Source organism: Ruegeria sp. YKSF57 (assembly GCF_059612585.1).
This window is the reverse complement of sequence record NZ_JBXWQW010000019.1, coordinates 25587-38144: the sequence shown is the minus strand read 5'-3', so window position 1 is coordinate 38144 and position 12558 is coordinate 25587. Positions and strand designations below refer to the sequence as shown.

The window sequence follows — 12558 nt, the reverse complement described above, 5'->3', positions numbered from 1 at the left end:
GGTCATGTTGGGGGGGCCATGCGTACGATCATTTCTTTTGCCGCCCTTTTTCTGTCCGTCATCCTGTTGCAGCTCTCTACCGGAGGTGTCGGCCCGCTTGATGCGATTTCCGGGCTGACGCTTGACTTCACGACCGAGCAGATCGGTCTCTTGGGTTCGGCCCATTTCTTTGGGTTCTTCATTGGCTGCTGGTGGGCGCCGCGCCTGATGGGGAGCGTCGGCCATTCCCGCGCCTTCGCTGCCTTTACCGCAATGGGCGCAATGGGGTTACTGGGGCATACCCTGACGCAAAACCCGAATGTCTGGGCCATGCTCCGGATCGCCTCGGGCATGTGTGTTGCAGGCAGCTATACGGTGATCGAGGCCTGGCTGAATGCAAAGGTCACCAACGAAACGCGTGGACGCGCGACCGGCATCTATCGCATTGTCGATATGAGCGCGTCGCTCAGCGCCCAGTTGATCATCGCGGTGTTGCCGCCGGCGTCCTATGTTTCGTACAACCTGTTGGCGATCCTGTGCTGCGCGGCATTGTTGCCACTGACATTGACCAAGGCCACCCAACCCGAAACGCCGGACGCGCCGCGTTTGCGGCCCAAGCTGGCCTGGCACTGTTCGCCATTGGCGGTGGCAGGGGTGATCGTGGCGGCGCTGAGCTCGGCTTCGTTCCGGATGGTCGGCCCGGTTTACGGTCAGGGCGTTGGCCTGGTTGTCGACCAGATCGCCTTTTTCCTGGCCTCGTTCGTCCTTGGTGGAGCGCTGGCGCAATACCCAATGGGCTGGCTTGCCGACAAATACGATCGCCGTTGGGTTCTGATCTGGCTTTCGGTCGCCGCCGTTTTCAGTTGCGGTATCACGATGGCGGCCAGCGATACAGGCACCGTGGGTGTCATGCTTGCCGCCGGTCTGTTTGGCTTTACGACGTTTCCGATATTCTCCGTTTCGGCCGCGCACGCGAATGACTTTGCGACATCCGAGCAACGTGTCGAGTTGTCGGCTGCGCTTATGTTCTTTTATGCCCTGGGCGCAATCGCCGCACCCTATGTGGCGTCGTCATTGATCGAGGCCTATGGCCCCAGCGCCTTGTTTGCATTTGTCGCCCTGGGTCATGCGTTCCTGATTGCATTTGGCCTGACCCGGATGCGGGCCCGCCCGACACCCGAGGACCGCACGCACTATGTCTATTCTCCGCGCACGTCGTTTACGGTCGGTCGCCTGCTGAAACGGTCACGCGAAGACGGATGACCGCAGGCCGGTTGCCGTAGCGGGGGCAGGAAACGCGCCCATTGCGCCATGCGGGCTTTTGCTGGGCGGCGACATGGGTTAGACGGTCGCGCAGACAGATACGCGGGTACGACTTATGGCACGGATTCTCATCACCTCGGCGATCCCTTACATCAACGGGATCAAGCACCTCGGCAATCTGATCGGCTCGCAACTGCCTGCCGATCTTTACGCGCGCTATCAGCGCGGCCGGGGCAATGAGGTCATGTTCCTGTGCGCCACGGATGAACACGGCACCCCGGCCGAACTTGCCGCTGCAAAGGCCGGACAGCCGGTTGCGGAGTATTGCGCCGAGATGCATGGTGTTCAATCCGACATCGCCCAGCGCTTTGGCCTGAGCTTTGATCATTTCGGCCGCTCTTCCAGCCCGCAGAACCACAAGCTGACCCAGCATTTCGCCGGCAAGCTGGCGGAGGCGGGGCTGATCCGCGAGGTGACCGAAAAACAGGTCTATTCCAATGCCGATGGCCGGTTCCTGCCTGATCGCTATATCGAGGGCACCTGCCCCAATTGCGGATATGAGCGCGCACGCGGCGACCAGTGCGAGAACTGCACCAAGCAGCTGGACCCGACCGATCTGATCGAACCGCGCAGTGCGATTTCCGGCTCGACCGATCTGGAGGTGCGGGAGACCAAGCACCTGTATCTGCGCCAGTCGGCGATGAAGGATCAGCTGGACGCGTGGATCGACGGCAAAACCGACTGGCCGGTGCTGACCACCTCGATCGCCAAGAAATGGCTGCATGATGGCGACGGGCTGCAGGATCGCGGCATCACCCGCGATCTGGACTGGGGTATTCCGGTCAGGAAGGGCGATGCGGACTGGCCGGGCATGGAGGGCAAGGTCTTTTACGTCTGGTTCGACGCGCCCATCGAATATATCGCCTGTGCGGGTGAATGGGCCGAGGCCAATGGCAGGGCGGATGCCGACTGGGAGCGCTGGTGGCGCACCGACAAGGGCGCCGACGACGTGCGCTATGTTCAGTTCATGGGCAAGGACAACGTGCCCTTCCACACACTCAGCTTTCCGGCAACCATTCTCGGGAGTGGCGAGCCGTGGAAACTGGTCGATCACCTGAAATCGTTCAACTATCTGAACTATGACGGTGGTCAGTTCTCGACCAGCCAGGGGCGCGGTGTATTCATGGATCAGGCGCTGGAGATCCTGCCGGCCGACTACTGGCGCTGGTGGCTGTTGAGTCACGCGCCCGAAAGCAGCGACAGCGAGTTCACCTGGGAAAACTTTCAGGCGTCGGTGAACAAGGATCTGGCGGATGTTCTGGGCAATTTCGTCAGCCGCATCACCAAGTTCTGCCGCTCGAAATTTGGCGAAGTGGTACCATCAGGTGGCACGTATGGCGAGCGCGAACAGGCGTTGATTGCGGACCTGACCGCGCGCGTGCGGGCCTATGAGGGCCATATGGAAGCGATGGAGGTCCGCAAGTCGGCGCAGGAATTGCGCGCAATCTGGGTGGCAGGCAACGAATACCTGCAAGCCGCCGCCCCCTGGTCGACCTTCAAGGAGGACCCAGAACAGGCGGCCGCGCAGGTGCGTATGGGGCTGAACCTGATCCGCCTCTACGCGGTTCTGAGCGCGCCGTTCATTCCGCACAGCGCCGCCAAGATGCTGTCGGCCATGAACACGCTGGATACCACATGGCCCGAAGACGTGGCGCAGGCATTGACCGCGTTACCTGCAGGCCACGAGTTCGCTGTCCCTGACGTTCTGTTCGCCAAGATCACCGACGAGCAACGCGAAGATTGGCAGACCCGTTTTTCGGGCCAGCGCGACTGACGGGCCTAGCAGAAGGTCTCATTCGACATATCTGGACGAGATAAGAGCCCCGGCGTTGTGCCGGGGCCTTTTTTTGTGCCGTTAACCTCAAGATTCCGGTTTTCCCTGACGTTTCAATGATCAGTCGGGCAAGGTTGACTTGAGAAATCGCGAGAATGCCGTCATCCTGACATGGATTCTATTCGGCTTGGCCTCGTGCCAGGCAATCCTATCACTTTTACCGAACAGACAACGAGGCCCCGGAATGCCATTTGCTTCGCCACTTTCTTTCACCAACGGCGGCCCTGCGTCACGAGGCCTTTGGATTGGTGCCTTGATGACTTGTGCGCTAGCCGGGTCGGCCCTGTCGCAACAGGACGAACAGGCACAAGCACCAAAAGTTTCCATCGCGGCGGCTTACAGCGAGGAGATCGTCGATGAGGCGGAGTTCATTGGCCGGGGCGAAGCCATCGACAAGGTCGACATCGTTGCCCGGGTTAACGGCTTTTTGCAAAAGCAGTTGGTGGAGGACGGTTCGGCGGTCGAGAAAGGCGAGTTGCTGTTCGAAATCGAACCGGATCTTTACGAGGCGACATTGCAGTCGCGAAAGGCCGATCTGGACAAGGCCGATGCCAATCTGGAACTGGCAAGGGTCGATCTGGCACGGAAATCGGAGTTGTTGAAGCGCGAGGCTGTTCCGGAATCCGAGGTCGACATCGCCAAAGCGAACGAGCTGGTCGCAGAGGCGGCCGTCAAGGCGGCCAAGGCAGCGATCCAGCAAGCCGAACTTGATCTGAGTTATACCAAGATCAGCGCCCCATTTCCCGGCCGACTGGGCCGCGTAACAACAAGCGTGGGTGATGTCGTGGGCCCAAACAACCCTCCATTGGTCACCTTGGTCCGCGAAGCCCCGATTTACGTCAGCTTCTCTTTGAATGAAAAGCAACTGGTCGATGTCCTTGAAAAGTTCGACGAATCCAGTGGCACGTTGAGCGAAAACCCCAAAAGCCCCGAAGTCCATGTCGATCTTCCAAACGGGTCCGAACTGGATGAGACCGGGCGGATCGTTTTCATCGACAACAGGATCGATCCCCTGACAGGCGCGGTGCTGGTTCGCGCGGAATTCGAAAATTCGTCTCGCCTGATCGTGGATGGCGCTTACCTGAATGTGCGTATTCAGGCGCTGGAACCTACATTGCGCACTCTCATTCCACAGGCGGCCCTGCAACGGGACCAGCGTGGCGATTTCGTTCTGGTGGTCAACGACAAGCAGATGGTCGAACAGCGCTATATCACCACCGGTGACACCGTGGGCAGCGCGATCATCGTTCTGGATGGCCTGCGCGAAGGCGAAAGCGTGATTGTCGAAGGCCTGCAGCGGGTTCGCCCGGGCGTTGCGGTCGATGCCGTGGTGGCATCCGAGTCGGGCGGGGAATAAGCGATGTTCTCAGCCTTGTTCATAAGCCGGCCCAAGCTGGCGCTTGTCATTTCGCTGGTGCTGACGATCATGGGGGGCATCGGGTACATGGTTCTGCCGGTTGCGCAGTTTCCCGACATCACCCCCCCGGTCGTGAGTGTATCCGCCAACTATACAGGCGCAAACGCGGAAACCGTCGAAAACGCCGTTGCGGCGCCGATCGAGGCGCAGGTCAACGGGGTGGACGACATGATCTATATGACGTCGACCTCGGCGGACAACGGATCATATTCCCTGAACGTCACTTTCGAAGTTGGCACCGACCCCGACATCGCCTCGGTCAACGTGCAAAACCGGGTGGCACAGGCCATCGCCTCGTTGCCGGCCGAAGTGACATCGTCGGGCGTTGTCACGCAAAAGGCCTCGACCAACATGCTGATGGCGGTCACGCTGACATCGCCCAACGAAACCTATGACAGCGTGTTTCTGTCAAACTATGCCTCGATCAACCTCAAGGACGCGCTGGCGCGGATTCAGGGCGTGGGCAAGGCCGATGTTCTGACCAATCTTGAATACGCCATGCGCATGTGGATGAACCCGGACAAGATGGCGGCGCTTTCGATCACGCCCGGAGACCTTATTGCCGCAATCCGGGAACAGAACATCGAAGTCTCGGCCGGTTCCATCGGCTCGCCCCCCGTCCCGGAGGGGCAGACCTTTCAATACACGATCAAGTCGAAGGGGCGGCTGAGCACCCCCGAAGAGTTCGGCAACATCGTTGTCAGAACTGGTGAAGCCGGCGCCATCGTGCGCGTCAGGGACATCGCCCGCGTTGAGCTGGGGGCACAATTCTACAGCGCGTCGGGATACTATCAGGGGCTTCCCGCGACCGTTCTGGGCATCTATCAGGCCCCCGGTGCAAATGCCCTGGCCGTCGCGGAACGGGTGGAGACGGAACTGGAACGCCTGTCCCGCGCCTTTCCGGCTGATCTGGAATACGAGATTCCGTTCAAGACGACGGATTTCGTCGAGCAATCTCTGAACGACGTTGTGTCAACCCTGATCCTGACCTTCATTCTGGTGATTTCAGTCGTTTTCATCTTTCTCGGCTCATTCAGGGCAACGATCATACCGGCGGTGGCCATCCCGGTTTCACTGATCGGAACGTTCGCGTTTCTGCTGGCGTTTGGCATGTCGCTCAACACGATCTCGCTTTTTGCGCTGGTTCTGGCCATCGGGATCGTCGTGGATGATGCCATCGTCGTGGTCGAAAATGTCGAGCGCATCATCGCCGAAGAAGGACTGAGCCCGCCCGAGGCCACCCGCAAGGCGATGGGCCAGATCACCGGACCGGTGATCGCCACCACACTGGTTTTGTTGGCGGTATTCGTTCCGGTGACGTTCATGCCTGGCATATCGGGGCGGCTTTATTCGCAGTTTGCCGTGACGATTTCGACCGCTGTTGTGATTTCGTCGATCAACGCTTTGACCCTGTCCCCTGCCCTCTGCGGGTTGGTTCTGAAAGCGCGCTCGGGCCCGCCGACGGGATTGCTGGCGGTGTTCGAAAGGTTCATTGGCGGCATGCGGGGCGGCTATACCGCCATCGTTCGGCGCCTGCTGCGCATTCCCGTGATTTCGCTGGGCATCATTGCCGCCATTGCGCTGGGTGCGGGTGCAATCATGGGGAACACCTCGAAAGGGTTCATTCCGCTTGAGGACAACGGCTATCTGTTTGTCGATATCCAACTGCCCGACGCGGCGACGCTGGAGCGGACGGAAACGGTCACTGCGCGTGTGAACGACCAGTTCCGCCAGCTTGACGGGGTGGCCAACACTGTTCTGGTCAACGGGTTTTCGTTGCTCAACGGGCTCACCGCCAATGGCGCGATGATCATCGTGAACCTCGACAACTGGAACGACCGGCAGGAGGAGGATCTGAGCGCCAACGCGATCCTGCGGAAAATCCTGGGCATCGCGAACCAGGAATCCGCTGCCTCGATCGTGGCTTTCAACCCGCCGCCGATCCAGGGCCTTGGCATGTCTGCCGGGGTCGAGATGGAGGTGCAGCAGACCGGCGGCGGCAGCGCGCAGGATCTGGCCTCGGCGGTCGGGTCGTTCGTTTATTCAGTGAACCAGCGGCCCGAAATCGCGCAATCCTACACCACGTTCCGAGCCAACGTGCCCCAGCTTTTCGTCGATCTGGATCGGGAAAAGGCCAAGACATTGCAGGTCTCGGTCGCCGAGATATTTCAGACCATGCAGGCGCAGCTGGGTTCCTATTATGTCAACGATTTCAACCTTTATGGCCGCGTCTATCGGGTGATGATCCAGGCCGAAGGAAGCTATCGCGACAAGGTCGAGGATATCTCGAACCTTTATGTGCGGTCGACCAAAGGAGAGATGGTTCCGCTGGGAACGCTGGTTGATGTCGAAAACGTCCTGGGGCCTGTCCTGTTGAAACGGCACAACCTGTTCCGTTCGGCAACAGTGACCGCTGTGCCGGCGCCGGGATTGTCTTCGGGCGACGCTATCCGGGTCATGACCGAGGAGTCGGCGACCGCCCTGCCCTCGGGCTATGCATTCGAATGGACGGGAACGGCGCAACAGCAATTGGCGTCTGGCAATCTGGTGGTGATCATTCTGGGGCTTGCGGTACTGTTCGGCTATCTGTTTCTGGTGGGACAATACGAGAGCTGGACGATGCCCGTCTCAATCCTGTTATCCGTTATCGTGGCATTGTTCGGGGCGGTGGCGGCGGTCGCCATCGTGGGCAGCGACATCAATCTTTATACGCAGATCGGGATGATCATGCTGGTGGGGCTGGCCTCGAAAAACGGCATTCTGATCGTGGAGTTCGCGATGGAGCAGCGGGCCAAGGGCCTGTTGATCCGTGAAGCCGCGGCAGAGGCCGCTCATCAGCGTTTCCGCGCGGTTATGATGACGGCGCTGTCGTTCCTGCTGGGGGTCGTTCCGTTGCTGGCCGCAAATGGCGCCGGAGCCGCCAGTCAGAAGGCCATCGGCGTTGCGGTTTTCGGCGGGATGCTGGCCGCCACAATCGTCGGTGTGATTTTGGTGCCGGTGCTTTATGCGGTGATGCAGGGCCTGCGTGAATGGGTCAAAGGCACGAAAGACACCAATCCCGGAGACGAGGCGACGCCTCCGACGGCCTGATCATTGAGGCGACGGCAGGGGTTGCACCCTTGCCGCCGCTCGCCTTCAACCGGCTGAAGGAACGTGGTTGGCTGGCGCTGCTCCGGTTACGCCCCGCCGCTGCAGCATCCATGCGTCCAACACGGCAATCTGTTCCGCGTTCAGTCGCAGGCCCAGCTTGTTGCGGCGCCACACGATATCTTCGGCCCTGCGCGCGAATTCGCGGTCTATCAACCAGACGGCTTCGCGTTCGGTCAGTGTCGCACCAAAGTCCTGCCCCAGTTCGTCACGCGATGTTGCGCCTGCCAGTACGTCCCATGCCTCGGTGCCGTAGGCCCTGACCAACCTGCGTGCCCAGAATGCATCCAGAAAGTTGAACTCGGAGGACAGGCGCGCGACGAGGTCATCGAAGCCGCCCACGGCGAAATCCCCTCCCGGCAGGGCGATCCCGGCTGTCCAGGGACCGGGCAGGTCAGGGAAGTAGCGGCCGATCTTTTCCAGGGCGCTTTCTGCCAGACGTCGATAGGTGGTGATCTTGCCCCCGAACACGTTCAGAAGGGGCGCGCCGCCGTCGTCATCCACCTTGAGAGTATAGTCGCGGGTCGCCGCCGTAGCGCTGTTGGCCCCGTCGTCATGCAGCGGGCGAACACCGGAATAGGTCCAGACGACATCCTTACGAGACAGCGGCGTTTTGAAGTATTTCGAGGCAAAAGCGCAAAGGTAGTCCTGCTCTTCTTCGGTGCAGACGGGTTTTTCCGAAAGGACCGCATGGTCTTGATCGGTGGTTCCGATCAGCGTGAAGTCAGTCTCATACGGGATCGCAAAGATAATGCGCCCGTCTTCGCCCTGAAAGAAATAACATTTGTCGTGGTCGTAAAGCCTGTGGGTCACGATATGGCTGCCGCGCACCAGACGCACGCCATCACGCGATTGCGTGTGGACGCGATTCTGAATGATATCGCCAACCCACGGTCCGCCCGCGTTGACCAGCATACGTGCCTGAAATGATCGTGTGCCTCCCGTATTGCTGTCCCTGACCGAGATTGTCCAAAAATCGCCGTCACGCCTTGCCGCGACCACCTCGTTTCGGACAAGAATTTGCGCGCCACGCGCCGCGGCGTCGCGGGCGTTCAGGACGACGAGGCGGGCATCTTCGACCCAACAATCAGAGTATTCAAAGGCGTGCCGGAACTTGTCCTGCAATGGCAGGCCTTCAGGGGTATTCCGCAGATCCAGCCGCCGTGTGCCGGGCAGTACCTTGCGACCGCCCAGATGATCGTAAAGAAAAAGACCCAGCCGGATCAGCCAGGCTGGCCGCCGGCCGCGCATCCACGGCATGACCGTATTCAGAATGCGCGAAGTCGGAGTTTCCGCGTCAAAGCGCATATCGGGATGGTACGGCAGGACAAAGCGCATTGGCCAACTGATATGAGGCATGGCCGACAGCAAGGTCTCGCGCTCGATCAGGGCCTCGCGCACAAGGCGCACTTCGAAATACTCCAGATAGCGCAAACCGCCATGAAACAGCTTGGTCGATGCTGACGATGTTGCGGAGGCCAGATCGTTCATTTCCGCAAGCACGACCGATAGGCCCCGACCAGCGGCGTCGCGCGCAATGCCGCATCCGTTGATACCGCCACCGATGATGAAAAGATCGCAAATCTCGGGTTTTTGACCGGGCATTTTGGAGTGGCTCCACGCTCTGGGTTTTGCGCGCATCTATGCGCCAGTTATTCGTTTCGTCAATATCTGTTTTCGATTTCTTTCGTTTTCGTTTGCTTGACTTTCGCATGCGTTCACGCAAAAACACCAAGAATAGTCCAGCCGCCTTCAACGGTGCGTTCGGAAACAGCCGAGAATCCCAGCATGTCCCTTTCGTTCAGACAATCGGATATTCTTGAAATTGCCCGGACCGAAGGCCGGGTTACGGTCGAGGATCTGGCGGAACGCTTTGGGGTTACGGTCCAGACCATTCGTCGCGACCTTGGCGAGTTGTCGGAGGCCGGAAAGATTGACCGCGTGCACGGCGGGGCGGTTCTGCACTCGGGCGTGTCAAATATCGGATACGAAGACCGGCGCGGTTTGAACGAGGACGCGAAAATCAGAATTGCCGAAAGATGCGCACGGGATATTCCGGACGGCGCGTCGATCTTTCTGAATATCGGCACGTCGACCGAGGCGGTCGCGCGGGCGCTGCTGGCCCACAAGAACCTGATGGTGGTTACGAACAATATGAACGTGGCCAATATTCTGGTTGCCAATACAGACTGTCAGATCGTCGTCGCTGGCGGAGTTCTGCGCCGGGCGGACGGAGGATTGATCGGCAACCTGACGGTGGCCGTGATCGAACAATTCAAGTTCGACTATGCGGTTATTGGCTGCTCGGCGCTGGATATGGACGGGGACCTGCTGGATTTCGACTTTCAGGAGGTCAACGTCAGCCAGACCATCCTTACGCAGGCGCGAAAGAGCTTTCTGGTTGCGGACCATTCCAAGTTCCAACGCTCCGCCCCTGCGCGCATCGCCTCGATGGAGCGTATCGACAGGTTTTACACCGATCAGGCCTTGCCCCCCGCCCTGGCCGAGAAATGCCAGAACTGGGAGACTGAGGTCGAGATTTGCGGGTAGAACGGCAAGACCGGGGCGGCAGCCCCGGGCAGGTCAGGCGCTTTGCAACGCCGCACCGTCGACATCATCCGACAGCCGCCTAAAGAGGATCCGACGCCGGAAGGAAGCAGCCACCCCTGAGCTATGACCGCTTACGATGTCGAAGTCATGGGCATCCAGCCGAACATCCGCCATTTTGTTTGTGTCAAGCTTGAACTTCATTCGGGTCCGGTTGCTCGTTGGGAGTTGTAGCCCTATGGGCCGACCATCCACGGACAGAATGAACTGCAGCCCTCCGTAGCGCTCTCCCACATCCACGTCGAGTTCCACCTGAACCTGGTCGGTAACGACCGGTACATCCAGAATGATTGAATCAAGCGCGATGGGCCGACCATCCACCCGCAAACCCACATCGAAATCCTGCTTTGGCAGCCCGCTCAACAGCTTGGCGGCATGGCGGATCAGATCGACGTCACCGCCCAGCAGGTCGTCGCGAGTCAGGTTGTGGAAATGATCGCGACGAACGCCATCCTCTTCAATGGGAAGGCCCTGGTTTTTGCCCACCCTCGTGCAGCGTCGCACCGCGTAATGTGGTTTGGGTTCGACTGGCGCCTTTCTGGGCGGCAGGTAGTCGAGCGTTTCGCCGGGGGTAACCAGATCGACGCAATGGCGATGCGGCCACATATTGGCCCCGCCCCCTCCTGTGCTGGGGTCGACGCCGATGACGGGGCCGATTTCGTGATCCTGAAAACTGGCCGCGAATATGTCGCCCGAACTGTAGGTAATCGCGTTGGTTACCAGCGCAATCGGCCCGTAATAGACCTGCCCGATATCGTTAGCAGATTGCGGGTCTGTCAGCGTTTCCTGGCCCGAAAACATATTGCCGACGTCCACGGCCGGAGACACCCTGTTGCGCCAATCCCGGAGAGGTTTTGCCTTGCTTTTGCTGGACCATACGATCTGTTCCACCAGCGTTGTTGCCAGAAACTGAAAAGGCAACGGCGTGATGACACGTGGTGTCAGGAATTGCAGGACCCGTTCGGCGGCGACCACCTGTCCGCCCGGATTTGATCGAACGTCAATCAATAGCCCGGTCTGTGGAATGCTGAACAGAATCTTGAGAAAGCCTTCGACGAATTTCTTTGGGCTGCAATCAAAGTGCACGATCCTGACAAGGCCGAACTTGAACCCGTCAGGCCCATGGTCGACCTTGATATTGTGCACTTCGAACACGCCGGGCGGCAGGCCTTCGATTTCAGCGGGCATCTTGATGATGCGTTCCTTGCGGTCGATCTCGCTGGGCCGTTGGAACAGGGTATTCCGCACGGTAGATTCATACATCGAGCGGTGTTCCATCGAGGGGTCCGACGTGGAGTTGTTCTGAAAGTTCTTCTTCAATTCCCACATGGCCTGAACCGAGGCCACCCTGCCCTTGTCTTCGTTGTCCAGAATGACACGCCAGGGAAAACGAATTTCGCGAATGACCTCTTTGTCTTCTTCATCCCAGTAGCGGTACGCGATCGTGACATAGTACTCGCTGGGCGGAAGCGAGCCACCGAACCACCTGACCGTCATCAGACGCAGACCCAGAGCGAATTGTGCATAGATGTTCGAGCCCTGCTCTTCCTCGCCGATGCGTCGGATCGCCTCGTGGATCGGCATTCCGTTCCAACTCAGGATTTCGACGCCGGGCTTGAAATAAGGATGTTTGAAATCCGCGAGCAGCCCTGAAACGATGACCGTACGCTCGGCATCCGGGTCGAAACTGTCTTCGCTGAGGTCTTCGACTTCACACACCTTGCCATGCACAGGTGCGTCGCTGTCGATGACGTGAGCATCCAGCAGGAATGGCAGGAACGCCACCATGTTTGAAAAGGGCGGAGGCATCACATAGGCCGTGTGAATATCCCGCAACCCCTTGAATATCTTCATGATATGAAGGTGAAATTCGTAACCGTCCAGCTTGTCGCAGCGTCGTTTGAGCTGACGCAGAGCCGTCACCGGATCGACCGCATGCCTGGTTCGCTTAAGTTCCCGATGAACATAGAGTTCGCTGAGAACAAGAATTGACTGATCGATGATCTTGCGCCGATCACGGGTGGAAAGGGGCTCGGTTTCCGGCATCGCCAACGCTTCGCCCACTGCGTAGGTTTTGCCAACGCTTTTCAAAGCTTGCGCCAACGCCGGAACTTCGATTTGTGCGACGCGGTCCGTTGCGTCGTCGGCGTAGGGACTGCCGCGCAAAACCATCGGGTTTCGAAGCGGCGCACTGCTGCGCTTGGTCACTGTGATCTCCTGTATTTTGCGGATCGCGATCCCCCGAAATCGC

At 59.3% G+C, this 12558-nt stretch carries 7 protein-coding genes; 5 read left to right on the top strand and 2 right to left on the bottom strand.

Annotation, left to right across the window (positions count from 1 at the left end):
- The first annotated feature begins 18 nt into the window (after positions 1-18).
- The 4 genes from AC2FLX_RS09745 to AC2FLX_RS09730 all read left to right on the top strand — a co-directional run bounded on the left by AC2FLX_RS09745 (position 19) and on the right by AC2FLX_RS09730 (position 7643).
- Entirely contained in the window at positions 19-1242 is a 1224-nt protein-coding gene (locus AC2FLX_RS09745; RefSeq protein WP_496811345.1) for an MFS transporter, read from the top strand.
- Between the two features lie 115 nt (positions 1243-1357).
- Positions 1358-3076 carry a methionine--tRNA ligase gene (gene metG, locus AC2FLX_RS09740; RefSeq protein WP_496811346.1) on the top strand — a complete coding sequence of 573 codons (1719 nt, stop codon included), beginning with the start codon at positions 1358-1360 and terminating at the stop codon, positions 3074-3076.
- Between the two features lie 316 nt (positions 3077-3392).
- A complete protein-coding gene (locus AC2FLX_RS09735; protein ID WP_496744908.1) occupies positions 3393-4493 on the top strand; it encodes an efflux RND transporter periplasmic adaptor subunit in 1101 nt (366 codons plus the stop codon).
- A gap of 3 nt (positions 4494-4496) precedes the next feature.
- On the top strand, positions 4497-7643 hold the full coding sequence (locus tag AC2FLX_RS09730; protein ID WP_496811347.1) for an efflux RND transporter permease subunit: 3147 nt from the start codon (positions 4497-4499) through the stop codon (positions 7641-7643).
- Positions 7644-7688: 45 nt separating this feature from the next.
- Here the strand turns inward: AC2FLX_RS09730 and glpD are convergent, their stop codons facing one another.
- Positions 7689-9305: a glycerol-3-phosphate dehydrogenase gene (gene glpD / locus AC2FLX_RS09725; RefSeq protein ID WP_496811348.1), complete on the bottom strand. Its 1617-nt coding sequence runs from the start codon at positions 9303-9305 to the stop codon at positions 7689-7691.
- Between the two features lie 183 nt (positions 9306-9488).
- Here glpD and AC2FLX_RS09720 point away from each other — a divergent pair, with 183 nt between their 5' ends.
- Complete coding sequence (locus AC2FLX_RS09720) at positions 9489-10250, top strand: DeoR/GlpR family DNA-binding transcription regulator (RefSeq protein ID WP_496811349.1); 762 nt, start codon at positions 9489-9491, stop codon at positions 10248-10250.
- 33 nt (positions 10251-10283) lie between these two features.
- Here the strand turns inward: AC2FLX_RS09720 and AC2FLX_RS09715 are convergent, their stop codons facing one another.
- Positions 10284-12515, bottom strand: a complete 2232-nt coding sequence (locus tag AC2FLX_RS09715; protein ID WP_496811350.1) for a S41 family peptidase — start codon at positions 12513-12515, stop codon at positions 10284-10286.
- Positions 12516-12558: the final 43 nt, after the last annotated feature.

What these genes read in the sequence shown, in the direction of transcription:
- AC2FLX_RS09745 (WP_496811345.1), top strand. Translation starts at nt 19, where the DNA reads ATGCGTACGATCATTTCTTTTGCCGCCCTTTTTCTGTCCGTCATCCTG.
- metG (WP_496811346.1), top strand. Translation starts at nt 1,358, where the DNA reads ATGGCACGGATTCTCATCACCTCGGCGATCCCTTACATCAACGGGATC.
- AC2FLX_RS09735 (WP_496744908.1), top strand. Translation starts at nt 3,393, where the DNA reads ATGACTTGTGCGCTAGCCGGGTCGGCCCTGTCGCAACAGGACGAACAG.
- AC2FLX_RS09730 (WP_496811347.1), top strand. Translation starts at nt 4,497, where the DNA reads ATGTTCTCAGCCTTGTTCATAAGCCGGCCCAAGCTGGCGCTTGTCATT.
- glpD (WP_496811348.1), bottom strand. Translation starts at nt 9,305, where the DNA reads ATGCCCGGTCAAAAACCCGAGATTTGCGATCTTTTCATCATCGGTGGC.
- AC2FLX_RS09720 (WP_496811349.1), top strand. Translation starts at nt 9,489, where the DNA reads ATGTCCCTTTCGTTCAGACAATCGGATATTCTTGAAATTGCCCGGACC.